Genomic DNA, 22,613 nt, shown 5'->3' with positions numbered 1-22,613 from the left:
TCCTTAGTCCGGGATCCGGGTGCCGAGTTCGCGGGCGATCCGGCCGACGCCGGGGGAACTCAGCACGGTCTGGTGGTTGCCGGGCACGCCGATGATCTCCAGCCTGCCCTTGACGGTGTTCTCCCAGCCGTACGCGGGCTGGGTTACCGGGGTGTCCGAGGCGCGGAACAGCACCACGTCCCCGGCATACCTGGCCGCCCGGTGGGAAACCAGCGCGGCGATGTGTCGCTTGTGGACGTCGCGCATGCGCAGCAGCCGCGACGCGTCCAAACCGGACGGAAGCGCGTTCACCGCCGCCGCCTGCGCCATGGCCGCCTCGATGGCGGCATCCGGTTCGAGCGAGCGCAGGTGGTCCAGGTCCAGTGGCACACCGGCGAAGAACTCGGCGATCACGTCGACGTCGTCCACGTCGCCGTCGACCAGTTCCGGCGCCACCGAGTCGATCATCGCGACCAGTTCGACGCGTTCGCCCTCGTCCTCCAGCCTGGCCGCCATTTCCAGCGCGACCACCCCGCCGAGCGACCAGCCCGCCAGGTGGTACGGCCCGTGCGGGCGGACCGCGCGCACCTCGGCGAGGTACCGGTCGGCCATCACGGCGATGCTGTCGTCGGCCTCCTGCCCCTCCTCCAGGCCGAGCGGGGCCAGTCCGTAGAACGGCCGGTCGCGGCCGAGGCGGCGGGCCAGTTCGCCGTAGCAGAGCACACTTCCGCCGGCCGGGTGCACGCAGAACACCGGTGTGCCCTCGCCCGCGGTGATCTCCACCAGCGGCCGCCACGCCGCCCCGCCACCGCTGATCAGCCCGGCCTCCTGCTCGACCGTGCGGGCGGCGAGCTGGTCGGCGAGCGTGATCTGCACGTCGAAGGCGCGCTTCACCTCGGTGGACAGCCGGATCGCGACCAGCGAATCGCCGCCCAGCTCGAAGAAGTCGTCCAGCACGCCGACGCGTTCGACGTCGAGCACCTTCTCCCAGATGCGCGCCAGCCGCAGCTCCACCGCGTCACGCGGGGCCGCATAAGGCCGTTCCGACAGGTGCGCGCCGCGGGTGGCCCGGAGCGCCTTGCGGTCGACCTTGCCGGAACTGGTCATCGGCATGGCGTCGAGCACGGTCAGCGTGGCGGGCACCAGGTGCGACGGCAGTTTCGCCGCCAACTCCTCCAGGAGCCTGCCGCGCAGTTCGGCGCCGAGTTCCTGGCGCACGGGCATGTTCGCCGGCTCCAGGAGTTCCGCGGTGGCGGGCGGGCGGAAGTCGGCGCGTGGCTGGCCCGCCTTGCGCAGGATCACGTCGAACGCGCCGTCGGCGTACCCGGCGGCCCAGCTGATCTCCACCTCGTACCCGCAGGAACGCGCGAGCGCCCGCAGTTTCTCGGGATCGACGGCGTCACCGTCGACCCCGCCGACCACCTCGGACACGGTCGCGTCCCCGGTGGCGCCGAGCAACCGCTGCCAGCGCTCGTGGTGCCGCCGCACCCGCGCGTTCGGCACCCGGGACAGCGCGATCAGTTCCCTGGCCCCACCGCGGAGCAGGGCGCCGACGGCTTCCCAGGTCAGTTCCCCGCGTGTCCAGTCGAGCCACCGCGCGTCCACCTGCACGTGGGGTTTGGCCGCCTTCTCCAGCACCACGTCGTACCGGAACCGGCTCAGTTCGTTGTCGTAGGCGCCTTCCTTCGGGCTGATCTCGATCCGCCCCAGCTCCGGCACCTTCTCCCGCAGCCTGGTGAAGAAGCCGGGGTCGACCAGAAGCTCGTTCTCCACCCGCGCCAGGTGCCGGACCCGCTGCACCACGTCCGCCGCGAGCACGTCCCCCGGTGCCTGCGCGACCTGGACCGACGCGTGCAGGGTTTCCAGCAGCAGCAGGTTGCGCACGTCGCCGAGGAACATCGAACCGCCCGGCACCAGCGCGTCCATCGCGCCCCGGACCACCTCGACCAGGTAGGCCACGTCCGGGAAGTACTGGGTGACCGAGTTGAGCACCACCACGTCCACGCTGTCCGGCCGGATCCCGGCGAAGTCGACCGCTTCGCGCTGCTCCAGCACCACGTGCTCGTCGCCGTGCTCGGCGAGCCTGCCGCGCACGTACTCGATGGCCGTGGCCGACATGTCGGTGCCGTGGTAGCTGGTCACCTTCGGCGCGATGCGGGTGAGCAGGATCCCCGTGCCGCAGCCGATCTCCAGCACCCGCTTCGGCTGCAGGCCGAGGATGCGGTCCACCGTGCGGTCGCGCCATTCGAGCATTTCGCCGGTCGGGATCGGCTGCCCGGTGTAGCTGGACAGCCAGCCCGCGGTGTTGAAGTCGGCGTCGACCTCGATCACCGGTTCGGTGTAGATCTGCTCGTACAGCGACTGCCACTGGTCCACGTGCCGCCGCAGCCACGGCGCCGAGGACAGCGACTGGTCGGTGACCGCGGTGAAGTCCGGCTCTACGAAGGCGGCGAGCACGCCGTCGTCGGCCACCACGACCGCGTGCTTGACCATGTCGTCGTCCTGCAGCACGGTCTCGATCTCACCCGGTTCGACGCGCTGGCCGCGGATCTTGACCTGGTCGTCGTTGCGGCCGAGGAACTCGATCTCCCCGTCGGCCCGCCAGCGTGCGAGGTCGCCGGTGCGGTAGAGCCTGCCGTCGGAGAACGGGTCCTTGACGAACTTCTCCCGGGTCAGCTTCGGCCGGCCGAGATAGCCCCTGGCCAGCCCGATCCCGCCCAGGCACAGCTCACCCGGCACGCCGATCGGGGTCTGCTGCCCGGCCTGGTCGAGGATGCGGCAGGTGGTGTTCGCGATCGGACGGCCGATCGGCACCACCGGATCGCCCGCGTGCTCCGGCAGGCACTGCCAGTAGGTCACGTCGATCGAGGCTTCGGTGGGGCCGAACAGGTTGTGCAGTTCGGCGTCCAGCAGCGAGAAGAACCGGTCCCGCAGATCCGCGGTCAGCGCCTCCCCGCTGCAGAACACCCGCTTGACCGAAGGAAGTTCCGAAACCCCCTCCGCGGCAAGGAAGTAACGCAGCATCGAAGGGACGAAGTGGAGGGTCGTGACACCTTCGTCCCGGATCAACCCGGTGAGGTAGTCCGGATCGCGGTGGCCTTCCGGCTTCGCCAGCACCATGCGCGCCCCGGTCATCAGCGGCCAGAAGAACTCCCACACCGACACGTCGAAGGTGAACGGGGTCTTCTGCAGCACCACGTCCGCCTCGCCGATCGGGTACTCCGCCTGCATCCAGCGCAGCCGGTTCCACACCCCGCGGTGTTCGAGCATCACGCCCTTGGGCTTGCCGGTGGACCCCGAGGTGTAGATGACGTACGCCAGGTCGTCGGGCTTGCCGGCGCTCGGATCGGTGTCGGGACCGTCGAACTCGGCGGTGTCCAGCGCCAAAACCGGGCCGGGGATCCGGTCACGCAGTTCGTCCTGGGTGAGCACCAGTTTCGCGCGGGTGTCGCGGATCAGGAACTCCAGGCGCTCGGCTGGGTAGTCCGGGTCCAACGGCACGTACGCGGCACCTGCCTTGAGCACACCGAGCAGCGCCACCACGAGTTCGACGGACCGCCGCATCGCGACGCCGACCACCTTGTGGCCGGTCAACTGGTGCGCCAGCTGGTTGGCCCGGTGATCGAGTTCGGCGTAGGTGAGTTCCTCCTGTCCACATCGGACCGCGATCGCGTCCGGTGTGGCCGCGGCCTGCCGCGCGATCACCCGGTGCAGGCACTCGGGTTCGCCGTAGTCGACCGCGGTGTCCGCCCACCGCTCGAACAGTTCCGCCTCCGGCGCGGTGAGCAGGCCGATCTCGCCGACCGCGCGGTCCTCGTCGCCCGCCAGTTCCTCCAGCAGGCCGCGCAGGTGCCCGAGCAGCCGTTCCGCGGCACCGGGCTCGATCCGGGTCTGGTCGAACCAGACCTTCAGCGTGGTCTCCTCGCCGGGGATGATCACCACGGTCAGCGGGTAGTTGGTCTGCTCCATGCTGTGCAGCTCGGCCACCCGCAGGCGGCTGACCCGCTCCAGCACGGAGAAGTCGGCCGGGTAGTTCTCGAAGACCAGGATGCTCTCGAACAGCGGCACCCCGGCCGGAATCTCGCTCCACTCCTGCACCTTGGTCAGCGGGCTGAACTCGAACTGCCGCTGGTCGATCTGCGCCTGCTGCAGTTCGCTCAGCCAGGTCCCGAGCCGCTGCCCGCTGGGGCAGGCCACCCGCGCGGGCAGGGTGTTGATGAACAACCCGGCGATGTTCTCGGCCCCGGCCAGGTCGACCGGACGACCCGAGGAGGTCACGCCGAACACCACGTCCTCGGTGCCCGAGTACCGCGACAGCAGCAGCGACCACGCGGCCTGGAACAGCGTGTTCACCGTCAGCCTGCGGCGACGCGCCACTTCTTCGAGCTTGGCGCCCAGCTCGACCGGCAGCACGATCTCGCGCCGGTCGTAGTCCTCGTCGCGACGGTCCCCTTCGGACGGACGGTCCACGCCGAGCGCCGTCGGTTCCGGCACCCCGGTGAGCAGACCGCGCCAGTACCGTTCCGCGGCATCGAGATCCTGCTGCCGCAACCATTCGATGTAGTCGTGGTACTGGCGAACGTCGTGCAGTTCGGGCTCGCGGCCGTCGCACAACGGCACGTAGATCTCGAACAGCTCGCGCAGGACCCCGGCCGAACTCCAGCCGTCCAGGATCAGGTGGTGGAAGTTCCAGACCACCTGCCACGCCTCGTCGGCCAGCCGGAACAACCCGACGCGCACCAGCGGCGCCCGGTTCAGCTCGAACCCGTCCTCGCGTTGCCGGGCCAGCAACGCGGACAGCCGATCGGCCTGCGCGGCCTCGTCCAGGTCGCGCCAGTCCTCTTCGGACCACGGCAGCTCGATCGAGTCGAAGACCACCATCAGCGGCCGGTCGAGCCCTTCCCACTCCACCGCCGACCGCAGCGCCTCGTGCCGGTCGACCAGGCGCTGCCACGACTCGCGGAAGGCCGCCGGGTCGAGTTCGCCTTCGAGCCGGACGCTGAACTGTTCGAAGTAGACACCCGAGCCGGGCGCGGACAGGGTGTGGAACAGCAGGCCCTGCTGCATGGTGGTGGCCGGGTAGAGGTCACCGACCAGGCCGTGGGTGGCGGTGATCGCCGCCAGCTCGGCGGTACCGACCCCGGCGAGCGGGAAGTCGCCGGGCAGGTACGCCCGCGCCGCCACTTCACCGGCCGAGGCGGTCAGCGCGTCGAGGTGGCCCCGGATCTCCGCCAGGAGGATGTCCACTGTGGACGGCTCGTACCGCGAACCCGGGTAGGTCAGTTCGACGGTCAGCGCGCCTTCGCGGATGCCCGCGTTGATCTCGACCGGGTGGTGCCGGGTGTTCTCCGCCGCGTGCGCGCCCTCCGAGTCGTCCAGCGCCAGTGCGAACTCGCCACCGGCCACCCCGTCGAGCTGGCCGAGGAAGTTGAACAGCACCTCCGAGCTTTCCCGGAAGTGCGACAGGCCGTAACCGATGCCGTTGTTCGGCGCCTCCCGCAGCGCGTGCTTGACCGCACGCACCGCGTCGACCTCCGGTGCCGCGCCGACCGGCAGGTGCACGGGGCGCATCACGGTGAACCAGCCGACCGTGCGGGAGAGGTCGATGTCGTCGTACAGCGGTTCGCGGCCGTGGCCCTCCACGTCGACGGTGATCCCGGCGTCGCCGGTCCAGTCGGTCAGCCCCTGTGCGCACGCGGTGAGCACCAGCTCGTCCACCCGCGCCTTCATCCGGCGGGCGGTCTCGGCCAGCCGTGCCGTCGCCTCGGCGGGCAGTGAGATCCGCCGGGTCACCGCGGTTCCCTGCGTGTCCGGGCCGTCGAAATCGGCGGGGAGCGGCGTGATCGAATCGACCACCCCGCGCCAGTAGTCCTCCTCCACGGTCACGTCGTACGAGGCGAGCCGCTCGGTCCACTGCGCGAACGCGGTGGTCTTCGGCGGGAACTCGCCCTGATCGAGGTAAGCGCGCTCGAAGTCCTCGACGAGGAACCGCCAGCTGACCGCGTCGACCACCAGGTGGTGACAGGCGAGCACCAGCTTGCTGCCGTCGACGGCGGCCTTCAGCAACGGGCCGCGTTCGAGGTCGAGCCCGGTGTGCGCGGCGCGGACCGGGTCCTCGCTGACCACCACCGGCACGGTGATCTCGTCGAGCCCGACCTGGTGTGCGCCGTCCGGGGTGAACCGCGAGCGGAGCACGTCGTGATGCGCGACAACGCGTTCCAGGGCCTGGCGGACGCGGTCCGGTTCGAAGGCCTCCGGTGCGACCAGCGTGATGCCCTGGTTCCACTGGTCGCGCACCGGCAGGTCCAGGTCGAAGAACCAGCGCTGCACCGGCCCCAGCGCGACCGGGCCGGTCACCGGTTCCTGCGGGGCGAGCACCGCCGGCCCGTGCCCGGCGACCTCCACCAGCCGCGCCACGGTCTGCTCGCGGAACACCTGCGCGGGCGTCAGGTGGATCCCGGCCTGCGCGGCCCGCGAGACCATCTGGATCGACAGGATCGAGTCGCCGCCGAGCGCGAAGAAGTTGTCCAGCACGCCGACGCGTTCGACGCCGAGCACCTCGGCCCAGATCGCGGCCAGCTCCTGCTCCAGCGACGAGCGTGCCGGGATGAACTCCTCACCGCCCTGCCACACCGGGTCCGGCAGCGCGCCGCGGTCCAGCTTTCCGTTGGCGGACAACGGCAACGCCTCCAGCACGGTGACCCCGGCTGGCACCATGTACTCGGGCAGCCGCTGCCGCACCCAGTCGCGGAGCTCGTCGGCGTCCACCGCGGGCACCACGTACGCGGCGAGCTGCTGCTGCCCCTCGACCTGGTGCACGGTGACCGCGGCTTCGCGCACGGCGGGATGAGTCAGGATGACCGACTCGATCTCGCCCGGTTCGACGCGCTGGCCGCGGATCTTGACCTGGTCGTCGTTGCGGCCGAGGAACTCGATCACCCCGTCCGCGCGCCAGCGCGCGAGGTCGCCGGTGCGGTAGAGCCTGCCGTCGGAGTACGGGTCGTCGATGAACTTCTCGCCGGTCAGCTCGGGGCGACCGAGGTAACCCCGTGCGACGGCGATGCCGCCCAGGCACAGCTCGCCCGGCACGCCGACCGGCACCTGCTGCCCGGCCTGGTCCAGGATCCGGCAGTGCACGTTGGCGATCGGCCGTCCGATCGGCACCAGCGGATCGCCGTGGTGCTCCGGCAGGCACTGCCAGTGGGTGACCTCGATGGACGCCTCGGTCGGGCCGAACAGGTTGTGCAGTTCGGCGTCCAGCAGGGAGAAGAACCGGTCGCGCAGGTCCGCGGTCAGCGCCTCCCCGCTGCAGAACACCCGCTCCACCGTGGGAAGCTCCGAAACCCCTTCCGCGGCAAGGAAGTACCGCAGCATCGACGGGACGAAGTGGAGCACGGTGACGCCCTCGTCGCGGACCAGCCGGACCAGGTAGTCCGGATCCTTGTGGCCTTCGGGCTTCGCCAGCACCAGCCGCGCCCCGACCATCAGCGGCCAGAAGAACTCCCACACCGAAACGTCGAAGGTATACGGGGTCTTCTGCAGCACCACCGCCGAGGCGTCCAGATCGTAGTGGTGCTGCCCCCAGCGCAGCCGGTTCCACACGCCGGCGTGCTCGACCATCACGCCCTTGGGATTGCCGGTGGATCCCGAGGTGTACATGACGTAGGCGAGATCGGTCGCGCTGACCGGGCGCTCGGGAGCGGCCATCGAGCCGTGCCACTCGCGGTCCATGCTCAGCACGGGCACGCCGTCCGGCAGCCCGGACCGCAGGTGGTCCTGGGTCAGCACGAGCACCGCGTCGGTGTCGCGGAGCATGAACTCCAGGCGGTCCACCGGGTGGTCGGGGTCGAGCGGCAGGTACGCGCCACCCGCCTTGAGCACCCCGAGCATCGCCACCACCAGCTCGGCCGACCGGTGCAGGCACAGGCCCACCACCCGGTCCGCGGTCACGCCCCGCTCGATCAGGTGGTGCGCGAGCTGGTTCGACCGCCGGTCGAGTTCGGCGTAGGTCAGTTCGTCGCCCTCGCACCGGACCGCGATGGCGTCCGGCGTCTTCGCGGCCTGGCGCACGACGAGTTCGTGCAGGCACTCGGGTGAGCCGAAGTCCACCCCGGTGTCGGCCCAGGCGTCGAGTTGCTCGCGCTCCGGCCCGGTGAGCAGGCCGAGCTCGTCGACGCGGCGGGCCGGATCCCCGATCAGTTCCTCGATCAGCGTGCGGAGGTGCCCGAGCAGGCGTTCGGCCACGTCGGCGTCGATCCGCGTCTCGTCGAACCACACCTTGAGCTTGGTCCGTGCGCCGAGTTCGATGAGCAGGGTCAGCGGGTAGTTCGTCTGCTCGATGCCGAACAACTCGGTGACGCGGAGATCGCGCACGTCGTCGAGCACCGAGAAGTCCGTCGGGTAGTTCTCGAACACCAGGATGCTGTCGAACAGCGTGGCGCCCGAGGGCACCTCGCTCCAGTCCTGCACCTTGGCCAGCGGGCTGAATTCGAACTGCCGCCGCTCGGTTTCCTCGCGCTGGAACTCCGGCAGCCAGTCGGCGACCGTGCCGTCACGCGGGATCCGCACGCGCGCGGGCAGGGTGTTGATGAACATGCCGGCGATCTCCTCGACGCCGGGCAGTTCCACCGGCCGTCCCGACGAGGTCACGCCGAACACCACGTCGTCGCTGCCGGAATACCGCGACAACAGCAGGGACCACGCGGCCTGGAAGATCGTGTTGACGGTCAGCCTGCGCTCCCTCGCGACCTCCTCCAGCCGGGTCGCCAGGTCCTGGGGCAGCACCAGTTCGCGGCGGTCGTAGTCCTCGTCACCGCGGAACCCGTCGGCCGTGCGGTCGATGCCGAGCACCGTCGGCTCGGCGACCCCGTCGAGCAGGTCACGCCAGAACCGTTCCGCCGCACCGAGATCCTGCTGCTGCAACCAGCCGATGTAGTCGCGGTACTGCCGCACCGGCGGCAGCTGGGGCTCCTCCCCCGCGCCCAACGCCACGTAGTTCAGGAACAGCTCGCGCAGCACGGCCGCCGAGCTCCAGCCGTCGAGCAGGAGGTGGTGGTAGTTCCAGACCACCTGCCACGCGTCGTCGGCCAGCCGGTACAGGCCGACCCGCAGCAGTGGCGCGCTACCGAGGTCGAAGCCCTCGATCCGGTCCGCCGCCAGGGTTTCCGAGAGCCGGGCGGACTGCTCGTCCGGGGTCAGCCCGCGCCAGTCCTCTTCGGACCACGGCAGCTCGATCCGGTCGAACACCACCAGCACCGGGGTGTCCAGGCCCTCCCACTGCACGGCCGCGCGGAGCACGTCGTGCCGGTGCACCAACCGGTCCCACGCGCCGCGGAAGGCCGTCGTGTCGAGTTCGCCCTCCAGCCGCACGCTGAACTGCTCGAAGTACACCCCGGACTCGGGCGCCGACAGGGTGTGGAAGAGCAGGCCCTGCTGGACCGGGGAAAGCGGGTAGATGTCCTTGATGGTCCTAGGCACCGGCGTTTCCTTCCATCTTGGCCACGAGGTCGTCGAGCGCCTGCTGGCTGAGCCCGGCGAGCGGGAAGTCGCTGGTGTGCGCGGCCGCTTCGGCGTGCCCGGCGAGCACCTCCAGCCGCCGCCGGATGCCGTCGAGCAGGTCGGCGGCGGTGGTGTCGCTGTGGCGTTCGGTCGAGTAGGTCAGGTCGAGCACCAGCTCGGTGTGGTGGATGCCCGCGTTGATCTCCAGCGTGTGGTGGCGGGTGTTCTCCGGTGCCTGCGCGGCGCTCGCCCAGGCCGGGTTGTCCAGTTGCAGGCGGAACACCGAGTCGCCGGTGGCGGACTCGTCGACCTGCCCGAGGTAGTTGAACAGCACCGGCGCGTCCGGCAGGCCGAGCTGTTCGCGCAGCAGGCCGTAGCCGAGGCCGTTGTCCGGTGCCTCGCGCAGCGCCTGCTTGACCACGCGGACGGCCTCGGCCGCCTCGGCCCCGCCGACCGGCAGGTGCACCGGGCGGATCACGGTGAACCAGCCCGCGGTCCTGGTCAGGTCCACGTCGTCGAACAGCGGTTCGCGGCCGTGGCCCTCGACGTCGATGGTGATGCCCGCGCGATCGCTCCAGTCGGCGAGGCCCTGCGCGCAGGCGGTGAGCACGAGTTCGTCGGTGCGCGCCTTGGTCCGGCGGGCGTTCTCGACGAGTTCGGCGGTGACGTCCGCTGGCAGGGTGAGGCGGCGGGTGATGGCGCTGGCCTGCACGTCCTGGCCCGCGCGGTCCACCGGCAGCGGGGTGATCGTGCTCGCCACCTGACGCCAGTAGTCGGCCTGGCCGCTGACGTCGTGGTCATACAGGCGTGAGGTCCATTCCGCGAACGAGGTGGTCTTCGGCGGGAAGTCGCCTTCGTCGAGATAAGCGCGCTCGAAGTCCTCGACGATGAACCGCCAGGACACCGCGTCGACCACCAGGTGGTGGCAGGCGAGGACGAGCCGTTGGGCGTCGTCGAGGTCGACGACCACGGCACGCAGCAGCGGCCCGTTCTCCAGGTCCAGGCCCGAATGCGCGGCGCGAACGGCGTCGACCATCACCACGTCGGCGTCGCGGCCGGAGCCGTCGATCAGCTCGACCGGTACCTCGTCGGTTTCGAGCTGTTCCTGAGCGCGGTCGACGAACCGCGACCTCAGCACGTCGTGGTGCGCGACCACCTTGCCGAGCGCCTCGGCGACCAGGTCCGGATCGAGCTCGATGCTCGACTCCAGCACCACGCCCTGGTTCCAGTGGTCCGGGTTCTCCAGTTCGAGGCCGAAGAACCAGCGCTGCACCGGCCCCAGCTCGACGGGTCCGACCACGGGTCCCTGCTCGGCGACCACCACCGGCCCCTGACCAGCCACTTCGACCAGCCGGGCCACGGTCTGCTCCCGGAACACCTGCGCGGGCGTCAGGTGAATGCCGTGCTGGGCAGCCCGGGAGACCATCTGGATCGACAGGATCGAGTCGCCGCCGAGCGCGAAGAAGTTGTCCAGCACCCCGACTTCGTCCAGGCCGAGCACGTCGGCCCAGATCTCGGCGAGCACGCGTTCCTGGTCGGACCGGGCCTCGACGAACTCGTCAGCCGCCTGCCACACCGGCTCCGGCAACGCCGACCGGTCCACCTTGCCGTTGGACGACAACGGGAGCCTTTCGAGCACGGTGATCCCGGCCGGGACCATGTACTCGGGCAGCCGGTCGCGCACCCAGCCCCGCAGTTCGGCGGGATCGGCTTCAGTGACCACATAGGACGCCAGCCGCTTTCCGGTGCCTTCGCCGTGGACGACGGTGACCGCGTCGGAAACGGCTTCATGGGCCGTCAGCGCCGAGTCGATCTCGCCCAGCTCCACGCGGAAGCCGCGGATCTTGACCTGGTGGTCGACGCGCCCAAGGAACTCGATCACTCCATCACTACGCCACCGCCCGAGGTCACCGGTGCGGTAGAGCAACGCCCGCGGGTCGTCGGAGAACGGGTCGGACAGGAAGCTTGCGTTCGTCCGCTCCTCGTCACCCCAATACCCGCGCGCCACCCCGATGCCGCCGATGCACAACTCACCGGCCACGCCCACCGGGCACAACTGCTGTGCCTCGTTCAGGACGTAAAAGCGCTGGTTGGACAACGGACGACCGTACGGAATGCTCGTCCACGACGGGTCGACTTCCGTGATGGGGTACGAGATCGACCAGATCGACGCCTCCGTCGCCCCACCACCGCTGAAGATCTTCATCCCCGGGTTCAGCGCCCACACCTTCTCGGGCAACGACACCGGAATCCAGTCCCCCGAGAGCAGCCCCACTCGGAGGGACGCAAGGCTGGTGGCGTCCGCCTCCGGCGCCTCCACCAGCAGCTGCAACAACATCGGGACCGAGTCCCAGACAGTCACGTCATGCCGGTCCACCAGCTCAACCCAATGCGACGGGTCCTTCACGCCTTCGGGCGCCGGGAGCACCAACGCCGCCCCCACCGCCAGCGGACCGAAAATGTCGTACACCGACAAGTCAAAACTCAACGACGCCAGCCCCAGCACCCGATCCTCCGGCATCACCTCGAAGCGCCGATTGATGTCTACGACCGTGTTGTGCACCCCGAGGTGATCGATCATCACACCCTTCGGCACTCCAGTGGAACCCGATGTGAAGATCACGTACGCCAGATCCGTCGGAGTCTGCACCACGTCCGGCATCCGCGAGGAGAACCCGGTCAGCTGATCCCGATCCAGGTCGAGCCGCGTGCCGACCGGGGGAAGGTCCACATCGGACGCGGTGAGCACGTGCTTCACCCCGCCGAGCTCGATCAGCTCGGCGAGCCGCGCCTGCGGCAGGGCCGGGTCCAGCGGCAGGTAGGCCGCGCCCGAGGCCACCACGCCCAGCACCGCGGCGACCTGGTTCACCCCCTTCGGCAGGCAGATACCCACCAGCTCGTTCGGCAGGGCACCCTGTTCGCGCAACCACCAGCCGATTCGCGACGCCCGAGCCAGCAGCTCCCGGTAGGTCAGCTCACCGTCGTGCGCGATGACCGCGGTCGCCTCCGGATACCGCGCCCCAGCCGCCCACACGCCCTCGTGCACACAGGCAGGCGCACCGAAATCCTCGTCGGTGTCGTTCCACTCGTGGACCAGCCGGTTCCGTTCGGCTTCGGTCAGCAGCGGCACCTCACCGACCGGCCGCTCCGGCGCCGCGACGACCCCGTCCAGCAGCACGCGGAAGTGTTCCAGGAACCGGTCGACCGTGCTCTCGTCGAACAGATCCGTGTTGTAGTCCACCGAAACCAGGAACCCGTCGTCCGACTCGGCGACCATCCAGGTCAGGTCGAACATCGACCACCGGCGTTGCACGGTGGCGGGCTCGACCACCAGCGAGTGCAGCTCGATCGCCTCGCCCTCGCCCACCTGGAGCCGGTTCCCGGCACCGACGGCCAATGGCGCCAGCCCTTCGGTGTCGAACGCCTGCGTCCGCTGCATCACGAACATCGTCTGGTACAGCGGCGAATACGAGGAGTCGCGCTCGGGGGCGAGCCGCTCGACCATCTCCGCCATCGGGAAGTCCTCGTGCTCGAACGCCCCGAGGACCACCTCGTTGACCTGCCTGAGCGTGTCCTCAAAGGACATATCCGGGGTGAAGTCGGTGAGCATCGGCAACGGGTTGATGAAGTACCCGACCACGTTGTCGATCTCCGGCTGCCCGCGCCCCGCCGTCGGTGAGCCGACCACGATCCGATTCTGCCCGGTCTCGCGGTGCAGGAACAGCTGGTACGCCGACAGCAGCACCACGAACGGCGTCACCCCGAGCCGGGCACCCAGTTCCTTCAGCCCTTCGGAGATCTCCTGGCCGACGTTGAACACGCGGTTCGCGCCGCGGAACGACTGCACGGCTGGGCGCGGGCGGTCGGCGGGCAGGGCGAGCACCGGCAGATCACCGTCGAGCCGCTCACGCCAGTACTCCCACAGCCGCTCGCCGTCGGCGCCGGACAGCAGTTCCCGCTGCCAGTCCACGAAGTCGGCGTACTCGACGGCCGGCGGCGGCATGGATGCCTCGCCCCGGTATTCGAGCGCCAGTTCCTCCAGCAGCACCACGCACGACCAGAGGTCGACCACGATGTGGTGCGCGCAGATCAGCAGGACCGACTCGCCGTCACGCTCGAACACGCGGAGCCGGACCGGCGCGCCATCGTCCAAAGCGAACGGACGGTCGGCCTCGTCGGCGACCAGGCCTTCCAGGTCGGCCACCGCACGGGCGTCCACCACGTCGAAGTCGGCCACCGCACCGGGATCGATCCGGAAGAAAGGCCCTTGATCGTCCTCGCCGAACACCGCGCCGAGCAGGCTGTGCCGGGAAACCACCGTCTGCCAGGCAGACCGCAGCAGCTCGTTGTCCAACGGGGACAGCACCCGCATCGCGGTCGCGACGTGGTAGGCCCCCGATTCGTCGGCGAATCGATAAATTGACCAGAGCGCTTCCTGTCCCCTGGACAGCCGCGAGACCGCACCACGTTCACGCCGTTGAATCGACGTGCGCTTCTCCCCGACCATTTCCGCCAGCCGGGCCACGGTCTGCTCGCGGAACACCTGCGCCGGTGTCAGGTGGATCCCGGCCTGAGCCGCCCGCGACACCATCTGGATCGACAGGATCGAGTCGCCACCGAGGGCGAAGAAATTGTCGTGGATGCCCACACGCTCGACACCCAGCACCTCGGCCCACACTCCGGCCAGCGCCTTCTCGGTGGCGGACCGCGCCTCGACGTACTCGCCGTCGGACTGCCACTCCGGTTCCGGCAGCGCGGACCGGTCCACCTTGCCGTTCGACGACAACGGAAGCCTGTCCAGCACGGTGACCCCAGCCGGGACCATGTACTCGGGCAACCGCTCGCGCACCCATTCCTGCAATGCCGTGACATCCGCGTTCTCAGCGACCACGTAGGACGCAAGCCGCCGGTTCGTGCCTTCCTGGTGCACCACCGTCACCGACTCGGCCACCGCCGGATGCGCCGACAACACCGAGTCGATCTCCCCCAGCTCCACCCGGAAGCCGCGGATCTTCACCTGGTGATCCACGCGCCCGAGGAACTCGATCACCCCATCACTGCGCCACCGCCCCAGGTCACCAGTCCGGTACAGCAATGCCCGCGGATCATCGGAGAACGGGTCAGGCAAGAAGCTCGCGTTCGTCCGCTCCTCATCACCCCAATACCCGCGCGCCACCCCGATACCGCCAATGCACAACTCACCGGCCACGCCCACCGGACACAACTGCTGCGCCTCGTTCAGGACGTAAAAGCGCTGGTTGGACAACGGACGACCATACGGAATGCTCGTCCACGACGGGTCCACCTCGGTGATCGGATACGAGATCGACCAGATCGACGCCTCCGTCGCCCCACCACCACTGAAGATCTTCATCCCCGGGTTCAAAGCCCACACCTTCTCGGGCAACGACACCGGAATCCAGTCACCCGAAAGCAACCCGACTCGCAGCGAGGCCAGCTTCTCGGCCGAAGCCTCCGGCGCCTCCACCAGCAGCTGCAACAACATCGGCACCGAGTCCCACACCGTCACCCGATACCGCTCGATCAACTCCACCCAGTGCGAAGGATCCTTCACCCCGTCCGGCGCCGGAAGCACCAACGCCGCCCCCACCGCCAGCGGACCGAAAATGTCGTACACCGATAGGTCGAAGCTCAACGACGCGAGCCCCAGCACCCGGTCGTCCGGCGTCACCTCGAAGCGCCGATTGATGTCGACCACGGTGTTGTGCACCCCGAGGTGATCGATCATCACGCCCTTCGGCACCCCGGTGGACCCCGACGTGAAGATCACGTACGCCAGATCCGTCGGGGCCTGCACCACGTCCGGCATTTCCGCCGAATAGGTCGCCAGCTTTTCGACATCCAGATCCAGTCGGGTCACACCGCCCGGAAGCTCGATACCCGAGCCCGTCAGCACCCGCGTGACCCCACCGAGTTCGATCAGTTCCGCGAGCCGCGCCTGCGGTAGCCCTGGATCCAGCGGCAGATAAGCCGCCCCCGAAGCCACCACGCCCAAGACCGCCGCGATCTGCTCCACGCCCTTCGGCAGGCACACGCCGACCAACTCGTTCGGCCGCGCACCCTGCTCCCGCAACCACCAGCCGATCCGCGACGCCCGCGCCAGCAACTCCCCGTACGTCAGCACCCCGTCGTGCGCGATGACCGCCGGCGCGTCCGGGAACCGCGCCCCAGCCGCCCACACACCCTCGTGCACACAGGCAGGCGCACCGAAGTCCTCGTCGGTGTCGTTCCACTGGCGCACCAGCATCTCGCGCTCGGCCGCACTGAGCAGCGGCACCTCGCCGACCGGCCGCTGTGGCGCGGAGATGACCCCGTCCAGCAGCACCTCGAAGTGGCCGAGCAGCCGCTCCACGGTGTCGGCGGCGAGCCGGTCGGGATCGTGCCGCGTGCGCAGGGTGAGCCGTTCCAGCGGTTCCACCACCAGCGCCAGCAGGTAGTTCGTCTGCTCGTAGGAGCGGTAGTCCGAGACGCGCAGAGATTCGTCCACTTGGAACACGGACTCGTCGAGCAGGTAATTCTCCACCACGAAGATGTGGTCGAACAATGGGGTCCCGCCCGCGATGTCGCTCCACTCGTGTGCCTTGGTCAGCGGGGTGTTCTCGTACCGGCGGCGCTCGGTCTCCACCCGCTGGAGGTCGCGCAGCCAGTCGGCGACCCGCTGTTCGGCGGGCACGCCCACGCGTGCGGGGAGCGTGTTGATAAACAAACCGATCATCCGCTCCACTTCGGACACTTCCGCCGGACGCCCGGCGGAGGTGACGCCGAAGACCAGGTCCCGCTGGCCGGAGTACCGCGACAGCAGCAGCGACCAGGCGCCCATCAGCACGGTGTTCAGCGTGAGCCCGTGCGCACGGGCGAATTCGCGGGTGCGGTCCGACAGTTCCTTCGGCAGTTCCACAGTGGACTCGGCTGCTTCCGGACGACGCGCCGTCGCGGCGATGACCTGCTCGATGCCCAGCCGCGTCGGCTCGGTGAACCCGGCGAGGTGCGTGCGCCAGTACTCCTCGGCCGTGCCGAGGTCCTGCGCGGCCAGCCATTCGACGTAGTCGCGGTACGGCGGTGCCGTCACCGCGGACGGTTCCTCCCCGGCCACCAGCGCGCGGTACACGGCGAAGAAGTCCTCCAGCACCAGCGCCGCGCTCCACCCGTCCAGCACGACGTGGTGGTGCGACCAGACGAGGTCCCAGGACCGGTCGTCGGCGCGGATCAGCCGCAGGCGCATCAGCGGCGCGTCGGACAGCGAGAACCCGGCGGTCCGGTCCTCGCGCAGCAGTGCGTCGAGGTCGTCGCGTTCCTCGATGACGATCGGCGCGGCGACCTTGGTGTGCACCACCTGGTACGGCGTCGTGAGGTCCTGCCAGGCCAGCGCGGTGCGCAACGCGGGATGCCGTTGCACGGTCCGTTCCCACGCGTCGCACAAAGTGGACACTCGCAGCTCACCGGACAGCCGGAGCCGGATCTGTTCGATGTAGACACCCGAGTCGGGTGCGGACAGCGTGTGGAACAGCAAACCCTGCTGCATCGGCGTCGCCGGGTACAGGTCGTCGATCGAGGTGGTCGCGATCCGCGCGAGTTCCGCCTCGGTGACCTGGGTGAGTGGGAAGTCCTCCGGGATGAAAGCGGCCTGCGTCGAGTCGGTCAGCGCGGTGAGCTGCCGCTGCACGCTGTCGAGCAGGCCGTCGATGGTGGTGCCCTCGTGCCGGGCCGAGGAGTAGGTGAAATCGATCAGCAACTGGTCGTGGTGCAGCCCGGCGTTGATCTCGAAGGTGTGGTGGCGGCGGTTCTCCGGCGCGTACCCGGCGTCGTTGGCGGCCGGGTCGTAGCGCAGGGCGAACACCGCGCCGGCCTGGTCGATCTGGCCGAGGTAGTTGAACAGTACCGGCGCGTCCCGGCCGAGCTGGGCACGCAGAAGTCCGTACCCGATGCCCTGGTCCGGCGCCTCGCGCAGCGACCGCTTCACCGCCCGCAGGGCCCCGATCTCGTCGGTGCCGCCGACCGGCAGGTGGACCGGTCGGATCGCGGTGAACCAGCCCGCCGTCCGGGAAAGGTCGACGTCGTCGGACAACGCCTCGCGCCCGTGGGCCTCGACGTCGACGGTCACGCCGTCGCGGCCGGTCCACTCGGCGAGCGCCCGTGCCCAGGCGGTCAGCACGAGTTCGTCCGGCCGGGCCTTCATCCGGCGGCCGGCGTCCACCAGGGACGCGGCCGGGAGCAAGACCCGCCGGGTGACGGCGGTGGCGTGCGTGTCGTCGCCGCTCAGGTCGGCGGGCAGCGGGGTGATCGTGTCCACGAGCTCGCGCCAGTACTCGACCTGATCGCTCGCGTCGTAGTCCGCGAGCCGCGAGGACCACTCCGCGTACGAGGTGGTCTTCGCGGGCATCTCGCCTTCACCGAGGTAAGCGCGTTCGAAGTCCTCCAGGACGAAGCGCCAGCTCACCGCGTCGATCACCAGGTGGTGACAGGCGATCGTGACGGTGTTGCCGGTGATCGCCGCCTGCAGCAACGGTCCGTGTTCGATGTCCAGTCCGCGGTTCGGGTCCCCGTCGACCACCGGCGCGGTGGCCTCGGCCAACTGCTCCTGGCGCCACTGCCCGTCTTCACGGGCGAAGCGGGAGCGCAGCACGTCGTGGCGGTCGAGCACGGTTTCGAGTGCCTTGGCCACGCGCTCGGCGTCCAGTTCGCCGTCGGCTTCGAGCACCACGGTCTGGTTCCAGTGGTCGCGGTTCGTCAGGTCGAGGCCGAAGAACCAGCGCTGCACCGGCCCCAGCTCCACCGGTCCGACCACCGGTCCCTGATCGGCGACCACCACCGGACCCTGACCAGCCACTTCCACCAGCCGAGCCACGGTCTGCTCGCGGAACACCTGCGCCGGAGTCAGCTGGATCCCGTGCTGGGCCGCTCGCGAGACCATCTGGATCGACAGGATCGAGTCGCCACCGAGCGCGAAGAAGTTGTCCCGCACGCCGACGCGTTCGACTCCCAGCACCTCGGCCCAGATCCGGGCCAGCACGCGTTCCTGCTCCGACCGCGCCTCGACGAACTCGTCGGCCGCCTGCCACACCGGCTCGGGCAACGCCGACCGGTCCACCTTGCCGTTCGACGACAACGGCAGCCGGTCGAGCCGGGTCACGCCCGCCGGGACCATGTACTCGGGCAGCCGCGAGTGCACCCAGTCGCGCAGCTCAGCCGGGTCGGCTTCGGTGACCACATAGGACGCGAGCCGCCGGTTCACCCCGTCCTGGTGCACCACCGTCACCGACTCGGCCACCGCCGGATGCGCCGAGAGCACCGAATCGATCTCACCCAGTTCCACCCGGAACCCGCGGATCTTGACCTGGTGATCCACCCGGCCCAGGAACTCGATCACGCCGTCTTTGCGCCACCGCCCCAGGTCGCCGGTCCGGTAGAGCAACGCGCGCGGGTCGTCGGAGAACGGGTCAGGCAGGAAGCTCGCGTTCGTCCGCTCCTCATCGCGCCAGTACCCGCGGGCCACCCCGATGCCGCCGATGCACAGCTCACCGGCCACGCCGACCGGGCACGGTTCCTGCGCGCTGTTGAGGATGTAGAAGCGCTGGTTGGACAGCGGACGGCCGTACGGGATGCTCGTCCAGCCCGGGTCGACCTCGGTGATCGGGTGGGTGATCGACCAGATCGACGCCTCCGTGGCGCCACCCCCGCTGAAGAGCTTCATCTCCGGGTTCAGCGCCCACACCTTCTCGGGCAGCGTCACCGGGATCCAGTCACCCGAGAGCAGGCCGATTCGCAGGGAGGCAAGCGTTTGCGCGCTCGCTTCCGGGGCTTCGACCAGCAGTTGCAGCAACATCGGCACGGAGTCCCAGACGGTGACGCCGTGGCGGTCGATCAGCTCGACCCAGTGCGACGGGTCCTTCACGCCCTCGGGCGCGGGAAGCACCAGCGCCGCGCCGACCGCCAGCGGGCCGAAGATGTCGTACACCGATAGGTCGAAGCTCAGCGACGCCAGTCCCAGCACCCGGTCGTCCGGCGTGACGTCGAAGCGCTGGTTGATGTCGACCACGGTGTTGAGCACGCCGAGGTGGTCGATCATCACGCCCTTCGGCACACCCGTGGACCCCGACGTGAAGATCACGTACGCCAGGTCGGTCGGGGCCTGCACCACGTCCGGCAGGCCCGCCGGGTAGCTCGCCAGGTTCGCCGCGTCCAGGTCGAGCCGCGTCACCCCGTCCGGCAGCTCGATGCCCGAACGCGTCAGCACCTGCTTGACGGCACCGAGGTCGACCAGTTCGGCGAGCCGCGCCTGCGGCAGGCCCGGGTCCAGCGGCAGGTACGCCGCGCCTGAGGCCACCACGCCGAGCACCGCGGCCACCTGGTCGGTGCACTTCTCCAGGCACACGCCCACCAGCTCGTTCGGCCGCGCGCCCTGCTCCCGCAACCACCAGCCGATCCGCGACGCCCGCGCCAGCAGCTCCCGGTAGGTCACCGAGCCGTCGTGCGCGATGACGGCGGTGGCGTCCGGGAAGCACGCCCCGGCCGCCCACACACCCTCGTGCACGCGTCCGGCCGCGGCGGCGCCGAAGTCCACGGCCGTGTCGTTCCACTGCCGCACCATCAGGTCGTGCTCGGCGGCGGCGAGCAACGGCACCTTGGCGACCGCCCGCTCTGGCGCACCGGCCACACCGTCGAGCAGCACGCGGAAGTGCTCCAGGAACCGGTCGACCGTGCTCTCGTCGAACAGATCCGTGTTGTAATCCACCGATACCAGGAACCCGTCGTCCGATTCCGCGACCATCCAGGTCAGGTCGAACATGGACCAGTTGCGCGGCACGGTCACCGGCTCGACCACCAGCGAGTGCAGCTCGATCGCCTCGACTTGGAGGCGGCTGCCCGCCCCGACCGCCAGCGGCGCGAGTCCCTCCTGGTCGAACGCCTGGGAGCGCTGCATCACGAACATCGTCTGGTACAGCGGGGAATACGACGAATCCCGTTCGGGCGCGAGCCGTTCGACCATCTCCGCCATCGGGAAGTCCTCGTGCTCGAACGCCCCCAGCACCACCTCGTGCACCTGCCTCAGCGTGTCCTCAAAGGACATCTGGTCGGTGAAGTCCGCGATCAGCGGAACCGGGTTCACGAAGTAACCGACGGTCCGTTCCAGCTCACTCCGGCCACGCCCGGAGATCGGCGAGCCGACCACCACCCGCTCCTGCCCGGTCTCGCGGTGGAGCAGCAGCTGGTAGGCTGACAACAGGACCACGAACGGTGTCACTCCACAACGGACACCGAGTTCCTTCAACCTTTCGGTCAACTCGCGGCCGATGCCGAACACCCGGCTGGCACCGCGGAACGACTGCACCGCCGGCCGCGGCCGGTCACCGGGCAGGGCGAGCACGGGCAGTTCACCGGAAAGCCGTTCGCGCCAGTAGTTCCAAAGCCGGTCACCCTCGGGGCTCGCCACCAGTTCCCGCTGCCAGTCCACGAAGTCGGCGTACTCGACGGCCGGAACCGACGCCTCGGTCCCGCCGCCGTACGCCAGCGCCAGGTCCTCCAGCAACACCACGCAGGACCACATGTCGACCACGATGTGGTGCGCGCAGAGCAACAGCACGGACTCGCCGTCCGGGCGCTGGTAGACGCGCAGCCGGACGGGAACGCTGTCCTCCAGCACAAAGGGCAGGTCGGCTTCGTCGGCGAGCAGGCGCTCGAAGTCGTTGACCGCCCGGGCGTCGACGCAGTCGAAGTCGGTCGCCGAACCGAGGCGGTAGAACGGTCCCTGGTCGTCTTCGCCGAAGGTCGCGCCCAGCAGGCCGTGACGGGCAACCACCGTCTGCCAGGCGTTCTCCAGCTTGTCCAAGTCCAGCGGGGAAAGCACGCGCAACGCGGTCGCCACGTGGTAAGCCCCAGACTCGGCCGCGAACCGGTGGATGGACCAGAGCGCTTCCTGCCCTCGGGACAGGCGCGAGATTTCACCACGCTCGCGGCGGGTGATCCGGTTCGCGTGGTGTCCCGAGAACCGCTGGACCACGTCCTCGGTCAGCGTTTCCACACTGCGGCCGTCGAAGAGCAGGGTCAGCGGGATATCGATTTCCCAATGGCGCTGAAGGAGTGCCTTCAACTCCATTCCCATGAACGAGTCGATGCCGTAGGAACGCAGTTTCCGGTTCGTGTCCAGTTCGTCGGCGTCGATCCGCATCACCTGGGCCAGCCACCGGTGCAGTGCCGTGTGAATGGTGTCCCGCTGTTCGTCGCCTTCCAGTGCGCGGATCTCTTCGCCGGACGGCGGTTCCAGCCGAGGCGGGCGCAGTTCTCCCGTACCGAACACCCGCAACTGCACACCGGTCAGTTCCGCGACCACGTAACCGTCGGCGTCGAGCAGGCCGATGTGGAAGGTGGCCGCACCGGGCAGGTTCTCGCCGGTGTCGGTGCGCACGACGTGCGTCCAGGCGACCGTGGCGCCTTCGCGGTGGATCTCGAACCGGTCGATTCCACCGAGGTACCAACCACTCCCCGTCCAAGGAGTGAGAAGTGCGAACGCGGGTTGCAGCGCCGCTTCCAGCATGACAGGGTGTAAACGGTAAAGTTCGGATTCCGCCTCGGAAACGGGGGAACGCACAGCGCCCAGAATTTCCTGATTTCCCCGCCACGCCGATTCCACGCAGCCGAGTGCGGCACCGCAGGAAATGCCGAGCGCGGTCAGATCGGCGTAGAACTCGTCCCGCGAAACCGGCTGTCCGCAGCGGCGCCGGATGTCGTCGAGCGGAATGGGGTCGGCGGTCTTCTCGGCACTGCTGCCGGGGGCGAACAGCGCTTCCACGTGCACCGTCCGCGCCCAGTCCGCGCGGTGGATGCGCACGCCGTATGCGCCGGTCGAGTTCTGGTAGAGGTCGGCCACCAGCTCGACGGTGTCGTTTTCGGTGTGCACCACCGGTTCCGGCAGGCGGACGCCCACCATCGCCTCGCCCTGCTCGGCGATCGCCGCGGTCGCGCCCGCGATCTCCAGCACCACGGCCGACGGCACGACCGGAACGCCCGCCAGCTCCAGATCCCGCAGGTAGGGCACGGACTCCAGGTCCAGCTCGGTTTCGATCCGGTCAAGGGAACGCATCAGGTCCCAACCCCATTTCTGTAGCCCTCGCGTGCAG

The 22,613-nt window shown here is 69.4% G+C and carries 2 protein-coding genes; both read right to left on the bottom strand.

All coding sequences use genetic code 11. The features are described 5' to 3' along the window. Nucleotides 1-3: 3 nt before the first annotated feature. Nucleotides 4-9,456 carry a non-ribosomal peptide synthetase gene (locus JYK18_RS20590; protein ID WP_206803561.1) on the bottom strand — a complete coding sequence of 3,151 codons (9,453 nt, stop codon included), beginning with the start codon at nt 9,454-9,456 and terminating at the stop codon, nt 4-6. Then, nucleotides 9,449-22,576, bottom strand: a complete 13,128-nt coding sequence (locus tag JYK18_RS20585; protein WP_206803560.1) for a non-ribosomal peptide synthetase — start codon at nt 22,574-22,576, stop codon at nt 9,449-9,451. The genes JYK18_RS20590 and JYK18_RS20585 overlap by 8 nt, the downstream gene beginning before the upstream one ends. Nucleotides 22,577-22,613: the final 37 nt, after the last annotated feature.

This window comes from Amycolatopsis sp. 195334CR, assembly GCF_017309385.1.
Taxonomy (GTDB): Bacteria; Actinomycetota; Actinomycetes; order Mycobacteriales; family Pseudonocardiaceae; genus Amycolatopsis.
The sequence above is the reverse complement of the archived record's forward strand: the minus strand, read 5'-3'. Positions and strand labels throughout refer to the sequence as shown.